The following is a 13714-nucleotide window of genomic DNA, read 5'->3' on the forward strand; positions in this document are numbered from 1 at the left end:
CTCCAATCCCGAAAGCATTAGTCCTATGTCCCTTCGCAACGTGGCGATCATCGCCCACGTCGATCACGGCAAGACCACTCTTGTCGACCAGCTCTTCCGCCAATCCGGCACCTTCCGCGAGAATCAGCGCGTCGAGGAGCGGGCGATGGACTCCAACGACCTCGAGAAGGAACGCGGGATCACCATCCTCGCCAAGTGCACTTCGGTCGAGTGGAACGACACGCGCATCAACATCGTCGACACCCCGGGGCACGCCGACTTCGGTGCCGAGGTGGAGCGGATCCTGTCGATGGTCGACGGGGTCATCCTGCTGGTCGACGCGGCCGAAGGCCCGATGCCGCAGACCAAGTTCGTCACCGGCAAGGCGCTGGGCCTCGGCCTCAAGCCGATCGTCGTCGTCAATAAGATCGACCGTTCCGACGCGCGCCCGTCCGAAGTGCTCGACGAAGTGTTCGACCTGTTCGTCAACCTCGACGCCAATGACGAGCAGCTCGATTTCCCGGTGCTCTACGCCTCCGGCCGCGCGGGCTTCGCCAGCGAGGACCCGGAGGCGCGCGAGGGTGACCTGACGCCGATGTTCAAGGCGATCGTCTCGCACGTCCCGGCGCCCGATCTCGACCCGGACGGCTCTTTCGCGATGCTGGCGACGCTGCTCGACCGCGACTCCTTCCTCGGCCGTATCCTGACGGGCCGGATCGAGAGCGGCCGCCTGGAAGTCGGCATGCCGATCAAGGCGCTGGACGTGACCGGCAAGCTGGTCGAAGCGGGCCGCGCCACCAAGGTCTTCGCGTTCAACGGCCTCGAGCGCGTTCCCGTGCTCCACGCCCAGGCGGGTGACATCGTCGCCATCGCCGGGCTGACCGACGCGACCGTTTCCAACACCCTGTGCGATCCTTCGGTGACCGTGCCGATTGCCGCGCAGGAGATCGATCCGCCGACCCTGGCCATGAGTTTCGCCGTCAACGACAGCCCCTATGCCGGGCGCGAAGGCGACAAAGTGCAGAGCCGGGTCATCCGCGAGCGCCTGGAGCGCGAGGCGGAAAGCAACGTCTCCATCCGCGTCACCGAGAGCGCCGGCAAGGATGCCTTCGAAGTGGCCGGGCGCGGCGAGCTGCAGCTCGGCGTGCTGATCGAGAACATGCGCCGCGAAGGCTTCGAGCTGTCGATCAGCCGTCCGCGCGTCCTGTTCCGCGACGGCCCTGAGGGCCGCGAGGAGCCTTACGAGACGGTCGTGGTCGACGTGGACGATGAGTTCTCCGGCACCGTGGTCGAGAAGATCGCCCAGCGTAAGGGCGAGATGACCGACATGCGCCCGAGCGGCGGCGGCAAGACCCGCATCACCTTCTCCGCGCCCAGCCGCGGCCTGATCGGGTATCACGGCGAGTTCCTCTCCGACACGCGCGGCACGGGCATCATGAACCGGCTGTTCGAGAAGTACGGCCCCTACAAGGGCCCGATCAGCGGCCGCCAGAACGGCGTGCTGATCAGCATGGAGCAGGGCGAGGCCGTGCCTTACGCGCTCAACGCGCTGGAGGATCGCGGCATCCTGTTCATCTCGCCCGGCGAGAAGCTCTACCAGGGCATGATCATCGGCGAGAACGCCAAGCCGCAGGACCTCGAGGTCAACCCGCTCAAGTCCAAGCAGCTGACCAACTTCCGCTCGACCGGCAAGGACGACGCCGTCCGCCTGACCCCGCCGCGCAAGATGACCCTGGAGCAGGCGATCGCCTACATCCAGGACGACGAGCTGGTGGAAGTCACCCCCAAGAGCATCCGCCTGCGCAAGCGCCACCTCGATCCGCACGAGCGCAAGAAGGCCTCGCGCACGCCGGGGTGACGCCGGCCCCATTGTAACGATCGCGGGGCGAGCGGCGGCCGGGTTAGCCCGGCCGTCACACCTGGATGGTGATCGAGACTTTGTCGGCGGTCGTGCCGGCCGCCGCTGCGATCCGGGCCTTGCAGTCCTTGATGACGTCGCCCAGCGACATGGGCGGCGCAGCATCGTCCCGCCCGGTCAGGAGCATTTGTTCGGAGACGTCCAGCGCCAGGGCGAGCGCTTCGAGCATTTCCGGCCGCGGGCGGGCCTTGTCGGATTCCCATTTCCACACCGTCGGCTTGGCGGCGTCGACCAGCCGCGCCATGCCGATGAGGCTGATCCTCCGCTCCTTACGCAGGCGGCGGAGCCTCGTGCCGAAAGTTTCCCCTCGGGGCGCTCCGGCCGCCTGTGCCGGGTCGTCTTCCCGCATGATGAGGATCCTCTCGGCATCGTCGCGCGGTGGGGCCGGGGCCTGCAGGAGAAGGCAGTTCACGCCATCACCCTGAACGTCCGGGAGCGCGGCGGTGGAGTTGCGCGGAAGGGGACCGCGGCGGCAGGGTGACGAGCGCGGCGCGGCCGGCGGCCGGTACCTGTTCCGAATTGGCACTCGCGTTCCATGGCGATTGCTTCCCCCCAAGCAAGACCGGTCATGACACAGCGCCGCTTCGCAAACCTGAATCCAACGTCAGGCTTCGCGAAATGCAACCGACTATCATCGGTCTCTTGGCGCGGATGGAATCTGGCCGCAGCGGCGCTACCGGGGGGAAGCAGCTTATGGTGAAGAGCGCACAGTCGCCCCCAGTCCGATTCCGCACCGAACTGGCTCCTCCGCACGTGTCGTGGCTTGCGATCGTGCTGGTCTATGCTCTCGCCGCGGCGGTGCTGTTCCTGCTGTTCCGCTTCCTGATCGGCTTCAACCAGTTCGGGCAGGTCCACGACCAGGCCGTGCTGGCCGGCCAGAACCGGTCCGCAGCCCAGCGCCTGATCGAAGATCTCGCTGATCCGCCTTCCGGCCTTCCGGTGGAGCGCGCGCTCGCGCGGTTCGCGGAGGACTTCGTGGCGCAGGATGGTGGGCGGCAAGACCCGACCGGCACGGGCGCGGCGGTGGAGCCGGTGCTGGCCGAACTGCAGGAAGGCGGCGCCTCCCGCGCCCGCGTGCGCGAACGGGCGCAGCGCCTGCTTTCCACGTGGGAATCGCGCGCGCAGGCGGCGGAACGGCGCGCTGCGGAGCTCCGGCTCGGTGTCGCGCTGAAGGCCACCCTAATGGGGTTCGTCGTGGCGGCAACCGCGATCGGCGGGGCGCTGCTGTTCCTGCGCCGGTCGCGGCAGCTTTACGGGCTGCTGGCCCGCCGGACGGCGGAGCTGGAGGAAGTCGACGCTTCCCGGCGCTTGTTCTTCGCCAATGCCAGCCACGAGTTGCGCACCCCGGTAACGGCGATGATGGGCGAGGCCGAAGTGGCGCTGACGGGCGACCATCGGGACGACGGCACGATGGAGCAGGCCTTGCGGCACATCGTCGCACAGGCGCGGTTCCTGGGACACCGGATCGACGAGATGATCGGGCTTGCGCAGACTTCCGACGGGAAGCTGCAGCTCGACGCCGTGCCGCTGGATTATCGCGACGTCGTGGCGGAGGCGGTCGCCGACGCACGATCGTTCGCGCGGTCGGTGGAAGTCGACATGGACGTCACGGTGCCCGACCAGCCGGTCACCGTGCGCGGGGACGCCCTGTGGCTGAAGCGGGCGCTGCTGGCGGTGATCGAGAACGCGCTGAAGTTCTCGCCCATGCAGGGCAAAGTCACCGTCGAGCTGTCGCAAAAGGATGAGTTCGCCCGGGTCCGCATCACCGACCAGGGGCCAGGCGTGGTGCCCGACGAACTGCCGCTGATCTTCGAGGCATATTACCAGACCGACACCGGGAAGGATCGCGGCGGAAGCGGCCTCGGCCTGTCGATGACCCGCTGGGTGGCCGAGGAGCACGGCGGCAGGGCGTTCGCCCGCAACGTCGGCCACCCCTCGCGCCCGGAAGGCTGCACGGTGACCATCGACATCGCGCTGGAGCGTTCGGCGTGAACATCCTGCTGGTCGAGGACGATGTCGGGATCGGGCGCTTTGTCAGCCAGGGGCTGCGCGTGCGCGGCTGGCAAGTGCGGTGGGAGCGAGTCGGCAAGGACGTGCGCGCGCTGGCCGGCTCGGGCCGCTTCAACACGATCATCCTCGACCTGCTGCTGCCCGACAGCGATGGTCTTCACCTGTGCCGGGACATTCGCCAGGCGGAGCTGGGCATTCCGATCCTGATGCTGACTGCCCGGTCCGGCCTGGACGACCGGCTGGACGGGTTCGCCGCGGGGGCCGACGACTACCTGGCCAAGCCGTTCGCGTTCGAGGAGCTTCTGGCCCGCCTGCGCGCGCTCCTGAAGCGGGACCGATTGCGCAAGCCCGACCCGGTCAACCTCGGCGCGCTGCGGATCGATCCCGCCGCCGCCTGCGCCACCTGGGAGGGGCGGCCGATCCCCGTCAGCCGCCGCGCCTTCGCGCTGCTGCTGATACTGGCCCGCGCGGGCGGGGAAGCGGTCGGGAGAGACAAGCTGATCGACGAGATTTGGGGCGGGGACGCCATCGTCACCGACAACGCGCTGGATGTCTGCGCCAGCGCGCTCCGCCGGGCCCTGGCGGGTGTGACGGACCGCCTCGCGTTGGAAGCCCTCCGGGGCCGCGGTTATGCGCTGCGGCTTCTTCCCCGAGACCCGGAGGCGCCGTCCTCCGCCAGGGACCAACGCCGATAGCGTAGGGTGCGGCGGGCCGGCGGGTCGAGATCCCCGCCGGCCCGCTTACACGTTCGGCCTTACTGCTGCGGCGCGGCCGGGGGCGGGCCGGCTGCCGGGTCGAAGTCGAACTGACCGGCGAAGCGGGTGCGCGAATCCTCCTCGGTGGTTTCCGGCGGGGTCTCGCCCTTGGCGATCGCTTCGCGGTGGGCGCGCGAGGCGTTGATGTAGTCGCGAATGGCGTAGTTGCCTTCGTGGCAGGCGTATTCGAAGAACTTGTAGTCGTCGTCGCGCGACCATTCGATGCGGGTGGTCCACGGCTGGGTGTAGACTTCCGGATCGCTGTAGGTCAGCTCGTGCACGATCGTGTTCGGGCCGGTCATCGTCAGCCGTTCGACGGTCTTCGCCTGGGTGCTCATCGGGATCGTGTTGAACGGCGGCACGTGCTGCGTGGCCATGTTCAGCGGCGATGAGGAGCGGGCCAGCCGGTCATGCGTCACGCTGTCGCCGGACTTGATGTTGGTCGTCTCGATGACGAAGGTCTTGCCTTCCCAGCGGCCGCGGCTGTTGCCCATCCAGGCTTCGACCGCACCAGGCCACTGCGGCGAATCGCCGATCGGGATGACGCGGGTGCCGAGCATTTCGAGTTCGATCACCATGTAGCCGGGCGACTGCCAAACGCGGATGCCGTTGTTGTAGCGGAACGGGTACATCGATGCGGGGAAGCCGCGGCTGACGCAGCGGTCCCAGCTGTCGAAGTCGGTCACCCAGTCGTAGTGCTGGCCGGGCACCCAGCCGGACCGACCGGCCTTGTACAGCGCTTCACCTTGCGGGGTCAGCGGCGGCAGCTGGCCGTCGGAGGGGCTAACCAGCATCGAGGTGCGCTTGGCCATGGAGGAGGTGCGGACCCAGTCGGCCAGGCCGACGGTGCCGGAGGTGCCGATCCCGCGCTCGCTCGCCGCGGCGAAGCTGCCGTCGGACTTCTCGGCATTCTCGAGACGGATCTTGTGCTCGTCGTCGTTGATCCACACGCGCTCGCCATAGGGCAGGGGGCGCTGGAACAGGATGCGGGTGGCGGGGAGGTTCTCGATCGGCCAAGTGCCGGTGAAGTCCCAGTCGCCCCACGCGGTCTGCTTCGGGGTGAAGTCGGTCGGCACCGGCGGCAGCTCGGTCAGGTCGGCCGGGCGCTCCTGCGCGGGGGCGCTGGTCGCGCCGGCAAGCAGCGCCGCCGCGGCGGCAATGGCGAAAGCGCTCATGGAAATACGCGATGCGAGACCGTTGTGCCTCATTCGGGGCTCCCTTCCCTGTGTTCTGACATTGTTGACTATATCCTTTTTTGCGAACAGGCCAGTGGGTCCGTGCCGCCGATGCGCGGTCCTTAGCCGCCGCGGGTGACTTTAAGGATCGCGCCTTCAGTCTCGTCGGTGAGGATGTAGACTTCGCCCGCCGGCCCGACGCGCACGTCGCGCAGCCGCTGCTTGAGATCGCCGAGCAGTTCCTCGGTCGCGCCGGGCTTGCCGGCTTGGTCGAACTCGATCCGCAGGAGGCCCTTGGTGAAGCTCGGCAGCAGCAGGTCGCCGCGCCATTCGGGGAACGCCGCGCCGTCGTAGAACGCGATGTTCCCGGGGTTGAGCGAGGGCGGCCCGAAGGCGAGCACGGGATCGGTCATCCCCGCCACGCCCTTCACGGCTTTGGCCGGATCATTGTTGTAGTGCTGGCCCTGGGTCACGTCGATCCAGCCGTAGTTGTGGCCTTTCTCGATCCGGTTCAGCTCGTCGCCGCCGCGCGGACCGAACTCGGTGGACCACAGCTCGCCTGTCTGCGGGTGCGCGACGAGACCGAGCGGATTGCGGTGGCCGCTGGTCCAGATCTCCGGCTTCCAACCTTCCTTGCCGACGAATGGGTTGTCGGCCGGGACGCTGCCGTCCGGGTTGATGCGCAGGATCTTGCCGAAATGGTTGGAGGGGTCCTGGACCATTTCGCCGTAGTTGCGGTCGCCGCTGGCGATGTAGAGCTTGCCGTCGGGGCCGAACAGGATGCGGCCGCCCCAGCTGCCGGTCGCCGGGCCCTGGCCGCAGCAGCGCTTGGGCCAGGGCTGCGCACCGTACCATGCGTCGGCGACGAAGATGTCCTCCACGTCGGCCAGCGCCATCCCGCCGTCCCAGGTGGCCCGGGCGACCGCCAGGGTGGTGTGGTCGTGGTTGTCCTCGGCCGGCTTGACGTAGCTGAAGTAGATGCGGCGGTTGGCGGCGAAATCGGGATCGAGCACGACGTCATACAAGCCGCCGATGCCGCTCGGGTTGATTGGCGGGAGGCCGGCGATGGCGATCGGGTCGAGCTTACCGTCGCGGATCGCCCGCAGGCGCCCGGGCCGCTCGGTCACCAGCATCGTGCCGTCGGGCAGCTGCGCCAGGGACCAGGGACGGTCGAGCCGGCGCGCGAGCACTTCGACATGGATCTTGCCGGCCTGGGTCTCGTAATCCCAGGGGCCCGAGCCCAGCGGAGTGGAGCGAGGGAAGGGAGCCGCAGCGGCTGGAGCCGGCGCTGCCGCCGGCGCAGCAGGAGCATCCTGTGCCGCCGCACCGTAGGCCGCTCCGGCAAGTGCCAATGCCGCGAGCACGCCGAAGCGCCGCATCGATCCTAGATGCATGACAAAATCCCCTCCAACCGGACCGAGTCAATCTCAGCCTTTGATAGCCCCCTAACGATCAGAACGCGTCCGCACAATCGCCTCCGCTTTCCCTTGCCCGATCCCGTGCGCTCGCTACCATGCCCGGCTGGATCTTTTGGGGAGGTTCGCTATGGGCCCGTTTCTGATCGCCTTGCTGGCGCTGCTGGTCATCTTCCTGCTGATGGGCGTGCGCGTCGTGCGGCAGGGTTACGTCTACACGATCGAGCGGCTGGGCAAGTTCACCCTCGCGGCGGAGCCGGGCCTGCACCTGATCATCCCGTTCATCGACCGCGTCGGCCAGAAGGTGAACGTAATGGAGCAGGTGCTCGACATCCCGGGGCAGGAGATCATCACCCGCGACAACGCCATGGTCGGGGTCGACGCGGTGGTGTTCTTCCAGGTGCTCGACGCGGGCAAGGCGGCCTATGAGGTGCACAACCTCTATGCCGCGATCATGGCGATCACGACCACCAACCTGCGCACGGTGATGGGCTCGATGGACCTCGACGAGACCCTGTCCAAACGGGACGAAATCAACGCGCGGCTGCTCGGCGTGGTCGATCATGCGACCAGCCCGTGGGGCGTGAAGATCACCCGGGTGGAGATCAAGGACATCCGCCCGCCGCTGGATATCTCCGAGGCCATGGCCCGGCAGATGAAGGCCGAGCGGCTCAAGCGCGCCGAGATCTTGGAGGCGGAGGGCGAGCGCGCCAGCCGCATCCTGCGTGCCGAGGGCGAGAAGCAGTCGGCCATCCTGTCCGCAGAGGGCAAGAAGGAAGCCGCCTTCCGCGATGCCGAGGCGCGCGAGCGCGCTGCGGAGGCCGAGGCCCGGGCGACCGAGGTGGTCTCCAATGCCATCGCCCAGTCGGGCAACCAGGCGATCAACTACTTCATCGCCCAGGAATACACCAAGGCGATCGGCAAGTTCGCCACAAGCCCAAATGCCAAGACGATCCTGTTCCCGATCGAGGCGACCCAGCTGATCGGCACGCTCGGCGGCATCGGCGAACTCGCCCGCGAGATGCTCGGCGACGGCAGCAAGGGCGACGTGACCACGGATAGCGGCACGCCGCTGCCGCGGTCGGCTCCGCGGGCGACGGTTCCCCCGACGGACCGCCGTTGATGGACTGGTTCGGCGATCTCGACGCGCACTGGGTCTGGCTGACGCTTGGCCTGGTGCTCGCCGGGCTCGAGATGCTCGTGCCGGGCGTCTACCTGATCTGGCTTGCGATCGCGGCGATCATCACCGGCGTGCTCACCGGCCTGTTCGACCTGACGCTGCCTATGCAGGTGATCGACTTCGTCTTCCTCGCGCTGATCCTGGCGTTCTCCGCCAAGCGATTCCTGCGCGACAAGCCGATCGAGAGTTCCGATCCGCTGATGAATCGCCGCGGCGCGCGGATGGTCGGACAAACCGCCCTGGTCGTCCAGGCCATCGAACACGGCAGTGGCCGCGTGCATTTCGGGGACAGCGAATGGATCGCGCGCGGACCGGACGTAGCGGCCGGCGAACGCGTGCGCATCGTCGGCAGCGATGGGGCCAGTCTGCTGGTCGAACCGCTCACCTTGCTGAGCGACGAGGGCACACAGCCGGGCTGAGGCGAGCGGTCTCGTTCGGCCTTGATCGAACCACTCCAGTTCGTGGTGAGCTTGTCGAACCACGCTGGCGCCGCGCTGGCGTCCTTCGACAGGCTCAGGACGAACGGATCAAGGTAGAGACAAAGGACCTCAAGCCGGGGAGCGCTTGTCGCCGAAGCGGCCGTGCTTGCGGTAGCGGCTCATCCAGCGGCCCAGGAACAGGTCGAGCGGCTTGGGTGCCACTCCCAGTTCCTTGAGGCCCGGATGCTCGCCGGAAGGCACGCTGCCGGCCTTCAGCATCGTCCACTGGTCCGCGTTCATCGGCGAGAGCGGCAGCTTGGCGAAGACCGCCGAAAGGGCATCGGGCATCGGCACGAGATGGCGCTCCCGCCCCTGGGCGGCGGCGATGCGCCGGTGCAGGTCGAGCATGGCGATCGGTTCGGGTCCGGCGATTTCGTAGGTCTTGCCGCCGTGCTGGCCCGGATCGGCCAGCGCGTTCACCAGCGCCTCGGCCGCGTCGTCGACCCACACCGGCTGCAGCTTCGCTTCGGGCCCGAACACCGGCAGGACCGGCAGACCGGCGATCAGGCCGGCAAACAGGTTTACGAACTTGTCCTCCTCGCCGAACATGACCGAAGGGCGCAGCACGGTCGCGGTGGGGAAGGCCTGGCGGACCAGTTCTTCGCCGCGCGCCTTGGTCGAAGCATAGCTGCTGGCGGATTCGGGATCGGCCCCGATCGCGGAGACATAGACGAAGCTCTGCATCCCGTTGGCCGCCGCGGCTTCGGCCGCATGGCCCGCGCCTTCCGCATGCAGCGCCTCGAGGTCGCCGGAGAAGCTGCCGACGAGGTAGACCGCGGCGTCCGCCCCCTGCATCACCGCTTCGAGGCTGCGCCGCTTCCGGACGTCGCAGCGGGCGAACTGGATCTGCCCGAGATTGGCGAGCGGCCGCAGGCGGTGCGCTTTCTCCGGGTGGCGGCTGGCGATGCGCAGGCGCGCCCCGCGCGCGAGCAGTTCTTCCACCACATGGCTGCCGACGAAGCCGCTGCCGCCGATCAGCACCACGAGTTTGTTTTCGAGCGGTCCGTAAGTCGCCATGTCCCTGCCAATTCAGCCTGCGCGGAGGATGGCCCGCGCCGTTAAAGATAGGCCTCGCCATGCCGTATGGCGCCCGCCATCGCAAGCATGGGTGCGGCTTTCGGATCGGGAGGCGTTGCACGGTGCCTCCACCACCCCCAACCCCCTCCTCTGAAGAGGAGGGGGCTTTGCCGACCGCACCTTGTTCCCCCTCCGCTTCAGAGGAGGGGGTGAGGGGGTGGTGCTGGCTTGGCGCAAGCTAATATTCGAACAACATAGCGCAACAAATGCATCCTGTGCTTGCCAATGCTCCCGGACCGTTGCAGGTTCGCTTGCGCGGTTTCACCTGTAAGGAGACGACCCATGCGCCAGATCGACCACTTCATCGCCGGGGGCGCCGGGAGAGAGGCGGACGGGCGCACCGGAGAGGTCTTCGACCCCAACAGCGGTGTGGTCCAGGCACGGGTGCCGCTGGGCGGCAAGGCGGAGCTCGACCGGGCGGTGGCGGCGGCGAAGGCGGCGCAGCCCGCCTGGGCGGTGACCAACCCCCAGCGGCGCGCCCGGGTCATGTTCAAGTTCAAGGAACTCGTCGAGGCGAACATGGACGAGCTCGCCCGCCTGCTTTCCAGCGAGCATGGCAAAGTCATTGCGGACGCAAAGGGCGACCTCCAGCGCGGGCTCGACGTGATCGAGTTCGCCTGCGGCATCCCGCACGCGATGAAGGGCGAGTACACCGAAGGCGCCGGGCCGGGGATCGACGTCTATTCGATGCGCGTGCCGCTCGGCATCGGCGCGGGCATCACCCCGTTCAACTTCCCGGCGATGATCCCGATGTGGATGTTCGGCGTGTCCGTCGCCGTCGGCAATGCGTTCATTCTCAAGCCGAGCGAGCGCGATCCCAGCGTGCCGGTGCGCCTGGCCGAGCTGTTCCGCGAGGCCGGCGGGCCGGAGGGCATCCTCCAGGTCGTCCACGGCGACAAGGAGATGGTCGACGCGATCCTCGACCACCCGGATATCGCCGCCGTCAGCTTCGTCGGCTCTTCCGACATCGCTCAATACGTCTATTCCCGGGGCGTCGCTGCCGGCAAGCGCGTGCAGGCGATGGGCGGGGCCAAGAACCACGGCATCGTGATGCCCGATGCCGACATGGACCAGGTGGTGAACGATCTCGCCGGAGCCGCCTTCGGCTCGGCCGGCGAACGCTGCATGGCGCTCCCGGTGGTGGTGCCGGTGGGCGAGGACACGGCCGAGCGGCTGCGCGAGAAGCTGATCCCGGCGATCCAGGCCCTGCGCGTCGGCATCTCGACGGACGAGGAAGCGCATTACGGCCCGGTCGTCACCGCCGCGCACAAGAAGAAGGTCGAGGACTGGATCGCCACGGCGGAAGCCGAAGGCGGCGAACTGGTGATCGACGGGCGCGGCTTCCGCCTGCAGGGGCACGAGGACGGGTTCTTCGTCGGCCCGACGCTGATCGACCATGTCACGCCGGACATGGAAAGCTATCGTAACGAGATCTTCGGCCCGGTGCTGCAGATCGTCCGGGCGAAGGACTTCGAGGAAGCGGTCATGCTCCCCTCGAAGCACCAGTACGGCAACGGCGTCGCCATCTTCACGCGCAACGGCCACGCCGCGCGCGAGTTCGCCGCGCGGGTCGAGGTCGGCATGGTCGGGATCAACGTGCCGATCCCGGTGCCGGTCGCCTACCATAGCTTCGGCGGCTGGAAGCGCTCGGCCTTCGGCGACCACAACCAGCACGGCATGGACGGCGTGCGCTTCTGGACCAAGACCAAGACGGTGACCCAGCGCTGGCCCGATGGTTCGGTCACGGGCGAGAATGCTTTCGTGATCCCGACGATGGGGTAGGCGTCGTCCCGGGCCTGACCCGGGACCGCTGGCCTCCAGGTCGGACCCGGCATACAGCGGTCCCGGATCCCCTGCTTCCACAGGGGCAGGCAAGTCCGGGACGACGAAGGAGAGATCCATGGCCGAATACCACACCATCCTCGTCGAGCAGCGCGGCGCCGTCACGCTGGTTACGCTCAACCGCCCGCAGGCGCTGAACGCGCTCAACACCCAAGTGCTGGACGAACTGATCGCCGCCTTCGCCGCGTTCGAAGCCGACCCGGGTCAGCGCTGCGCGGTGGTCACCGGCAGCGGGGAGAAGGCTTTCGCCGCCGGGGCGGACATCAAGGAGATGGCCGACAAGCCGATGGCCGATTTCTACCTCGAGGATTTTTTCTCCAGGTGGACCAGCGACTTCACGCGGAAGATCCGCAAGCCGTGGATCGCGGCGGTGAACGGCTTCGCGCTCGGCGGCGGGTGCGAGCTGGCGATGATGGCCGACTTCATCCTCGCGGCGGATACTGCCAAGTTCGGCCAGCCGGAGATCAAGCTCGGCGTCGCGCCCGGGATGGGCGGCAGCCAGCGGCTGACTCATGCGATCGGCAAGTCCAAGGCGATGGAAATGGTCCTCACCGGCCGGATGATGGGCGCGGAGGAAGCCGAGCGGGCCGGTCTCGTGGCGCGGGTCGTGCCGGCGGCGGACCTGCTGGAGGACGCGCTGAAGACCGCCGCGCAGATCGCAGCCATGCCGCCGCTCGCGGCGATGGTGAACAAGGAACTGGTCAACGCCGCGTTCGAGCTCGGGCTCGACCAGGGCATCCTCCACGAACGGCGCCTGTTCCAGATCCTCGCCGGCACCGAGGACAAAGCGGAGGGGATGCGCGCCTTCGTCGAGAAGCGCGAAGGCCAGTGGAAGGGCAGATAACCGCGTCGTCCCGGACTCGATCCGGGACCGCTGGCCCCTTGGTCGGACCAGGAGGCCAGCGATCCCGGGTCGAGCCCGGGATGACGGAATTGGAGCGCTGAAATGAGAATAGCATTCATCGGCCTGGGCAACATGGGCGGCGGGATGGCCGCGAACCTCGCCGATGCGGGCCACGAGGTGCGGGCGTTCGATCTCTCGGCTGAGGCTCTACAGCGGGCCGCCGAAAGCGGCTGCGAGACGTTCGGCTCGATCGAGGAAGCGGTCGAGGGCGCCGAGGCGGTGGTTTCGATGCTGCCGAACGGCGCGATCGTGAAGGAGGTCTACACCGCGCACGTGATCGGCCGCGCGCGGCTCGATGCGATCCTGATCGACTGCTCGACCATCGATGTCGCCACCGCGCGGGAGGTGGAGCAGATCGCCGCCGATGCCGGGTACGCGATGGTCGATGCCCCTGTCTCCGGCGGCATCGCCGCGGCAGCGGCGGGCACGCTGACTTTCATGGTTGGCGGCGGGGAGGAGGCGTTCCGGCGCGCCGAGGCCGTGCTCCAGCCGATGGGCAAGGCGGTGATCCACGCCGGGGGCCCAGGGGCCGGGCAGGCGGCCAAGATCTGCAACAACATGATGCTCGGCATCCACATGATCGGCACCTGCGAGGGCTTCGCGATGGCCCAGCGCCTCGGACTCGATCCGCAGGTGTTCTACGACATCGCCTCTGTCAGCTCCGGACAGTCGTGGTCGGTGACGAGCTACTGCCCCGTCCCCGGCGTTGGCCCGCAGACACCGGCGGACAACGATTACCAGGGCGGCTTCGCCACCGCGCTGATGCTGAAGGATCTGAGGCTGGCGATGGAAGCGGCGGACACCGCCGGGACCGAGCCGAAGATGGGCCGCCATGCCAAGCAGCTTTACGAAGCGTTCGAGGCGGCGGGGAACGGCGCACTCGACTTCTCAGCGATCATCAAGACGATCTGACTTCCGTTCGTCCTGAGCTTGTCGAAGGACGAGAGGCTGCGCGCTCGTGGTTCGACAGGCTCACCACG

The 13714-nt window shown here is 68.0% G+C and carries 12 protein-coding genes; 8 read left to right on the forward strand and 4 right to left on the reverse strand.

Annotation, left to right across the window (positions count from 1 at the left end; all coding sequences use genetic code 11):
* Positions 1-25: 25 nt before the first annotated feature.
* Complete coding sequence (gene typA / locus GRI75_RS02720; protein WP_160745379.1) at positions 26-1837, forward strand: translational GTPase TypA; 1812 nt, start codon at positions 26-28, stop codon at positions 1835-1837.
* A 55-nt stretch (positions 1838-1892) separates the two neighbouring features.
* Here the strand turns inward: typA and GRI75_RS02725 are convergent, their stop codons facing one another.
* Positions 1893-2246: a helix-turn-helix domain-containing protein gene (locus tag GRI75_RS02725; protein WP_160745380.1), complete on the reverse strand. Its 354-nt coding sequence runs from the start codon at positions 2244-2246 to the stop codon at positions 1893-1895.
* A 344-nt stretch (positions 2247-2590) separates the two neighbouring features.
* Here GRI75_RS02725 and GRI75_RS02730 point away from each other — a divergent pair, with 344 nt between their 5' ends.
* Together GRI75_RS02730 and GRI75_RS02735 are read left to right on the forward strand one after the other, a co-directional pair.
* Complete coding sequence (locus GRI75_RS02730) at positions 2591-3889, forward strand: sensor histidine kinase (RefSeq protein ID WP_160745381.1); 1299 nt, start codon at positions 2591-2593, stop codon at positions 3887-3889.
* On the forward strand, positions 3886-4602 hold the full coding sequence (locus tag GRI75_RS02735; RefSeq protein WP_160745382.1) for a response regulator transcription factor: 717 nt from the start codon (positions 3886-3888) through the stop codon (positions 4600-4602). The genes GRI75_RS02730 and GRI75_RS02735 overlap by 4 nt, the downstream gene beginning before the upstream one ends.
* A 59-nt stretch (positions 4603-4661) precedes the next feature.
* Here the strand turns inward: GRI75_RS02735 and GRI75_RS02740 are convergent, their stop codons facing one another.
* Both GRI75_RS02740 and GRI75_RS02745 read right to left on the reverse strand, forming a co-directional pair.
* Positions 4662-5837 carry a hypothetical protein gene (locus GRI75_RS02740; RefSeq protein WP_160745383.1) on the reverse strand — a complete coding sequence of 392 codons (1176 nt, stop codon included), beginning with the start codon at positions 5835-5837 and terminating at the stop codon, positions 4662-4664.
* Between the two features lie 122 nt (positions 5838-5959).
* The gene (locus GRI75_RS02745; RefSeq protein ID WP_160745384.1) at positions 5960-7231 is read right to left on the reverse strand and encodes a PQQ-dependent sugar dehydrogenase; all 1272 of its coding nucleotides are present in this window, start codon (positions 7229-7231) and stop codon (positions 5960-5962) included.
* Positions 7232-7382: 151 nt separating this feature from the next.
* Between GRI75_RS02745 and GRI75_RS02750 the strand changes: the two genes are divergently transcribed.
* Together GRI75_RS02750 and GRI75_RS02755 are read left to right on the forward strand one after the other, a co-directional pair.
* Positions 7383-8375 carry an SPFH domain-containing protein gene (locus GRI75_RS02750; protein WP_160745385.1) on the forward strand — a complete coding sequence of 331 codons (993 nt, stop codon included), beginning with the start codon at positions 7383-7385 and terminating at the stop codon, positions 8373-8375.
* Entirely contained in the window at positions 8375-8851 is a 477-nt protein-coding gene (locus tag GRI75_RS02755) for an NfeD family protein (protein ID WP_160745386.1), read from the forward strand. Before GRI75_RS02750 ends, GRI75_RS02755 begins: the two co-directional genes overlap by 1 nt.
* 129 nt (positions 8852-8980) lie before the next feature.
* On the opposite strand, the gene GRI75_RS02760 is transcribed toward GRI75_RS02755, so the two are convergent.
* The gene (locus GRI75_RS02760; RefSeq protein WP_160745387.1) at positions 8981-9928 is read right to left on the reverse strand and encodes a complex I NDUFA9 subunit family protein; all 948 of its coding nucleotides are present in this window, start codon (positions 9926-9928) and stop codon (positions 8981-8983) included.
* Between the two features lie 342 nt (positions 9929-10270).
* Here GRI75_RS02760 and GRI75_RS02765 point away from each other — a divergent pair, with 342 nt between their 5' ends.
* The 3 genes from GRI75_RS02765 to mmsB all read left to right on the forward strand — a co-directional run bounded on the left by GRI75_RS02765 (position 10271) and on the right by mmsB (position 13646).
* Positions 10271-11770: a CoA-acylating methylmalonate-semialdehyde dehydrogenase gene (locus GRI75_RS02765; protein ID WP_160745388.1), complete on the forward strand. Its 1500-nt coding sequence runs from the start codon at positions 10271-10273 to the stop codon at positions 11768-11770.
* A gap of 118 nt (positions 11771-11888) precedes the next feature.
* A complete protein-coding gene (locus GRI75_RS02770; protein WP_160745389.1) occupies positions 11889-12674 on the forward strand; it encodes an enoyl-CoA hydratase-related protein in 786 nt (261 codons plus the stop codon).
* A gap of 102 nt (positions 12675-12776) precedes the next feature.
* Positions 12777-13646, forward strand: coding sequence for a 3-hydroxyisobutyrate dehydrogenase (gene mmsB / locus GRI75_RS02775; protein ID WP_160745390.1), 870 nt, complete (start codon positions 12777-12779; stop codon positions 13644-13646).
* Positions 13647-13714: the final 68 nt, after the last annotated feature.

This window comes from Croceibacterium soli (genome assembly GCF_009828065.1).
GTDB lineage: Bacteria > Pseudomonadota > Alphaproteobacteria > Sphingomonadales > Sphingomonadaceae > Croceibacterium_B > Croceibacterium_B soli.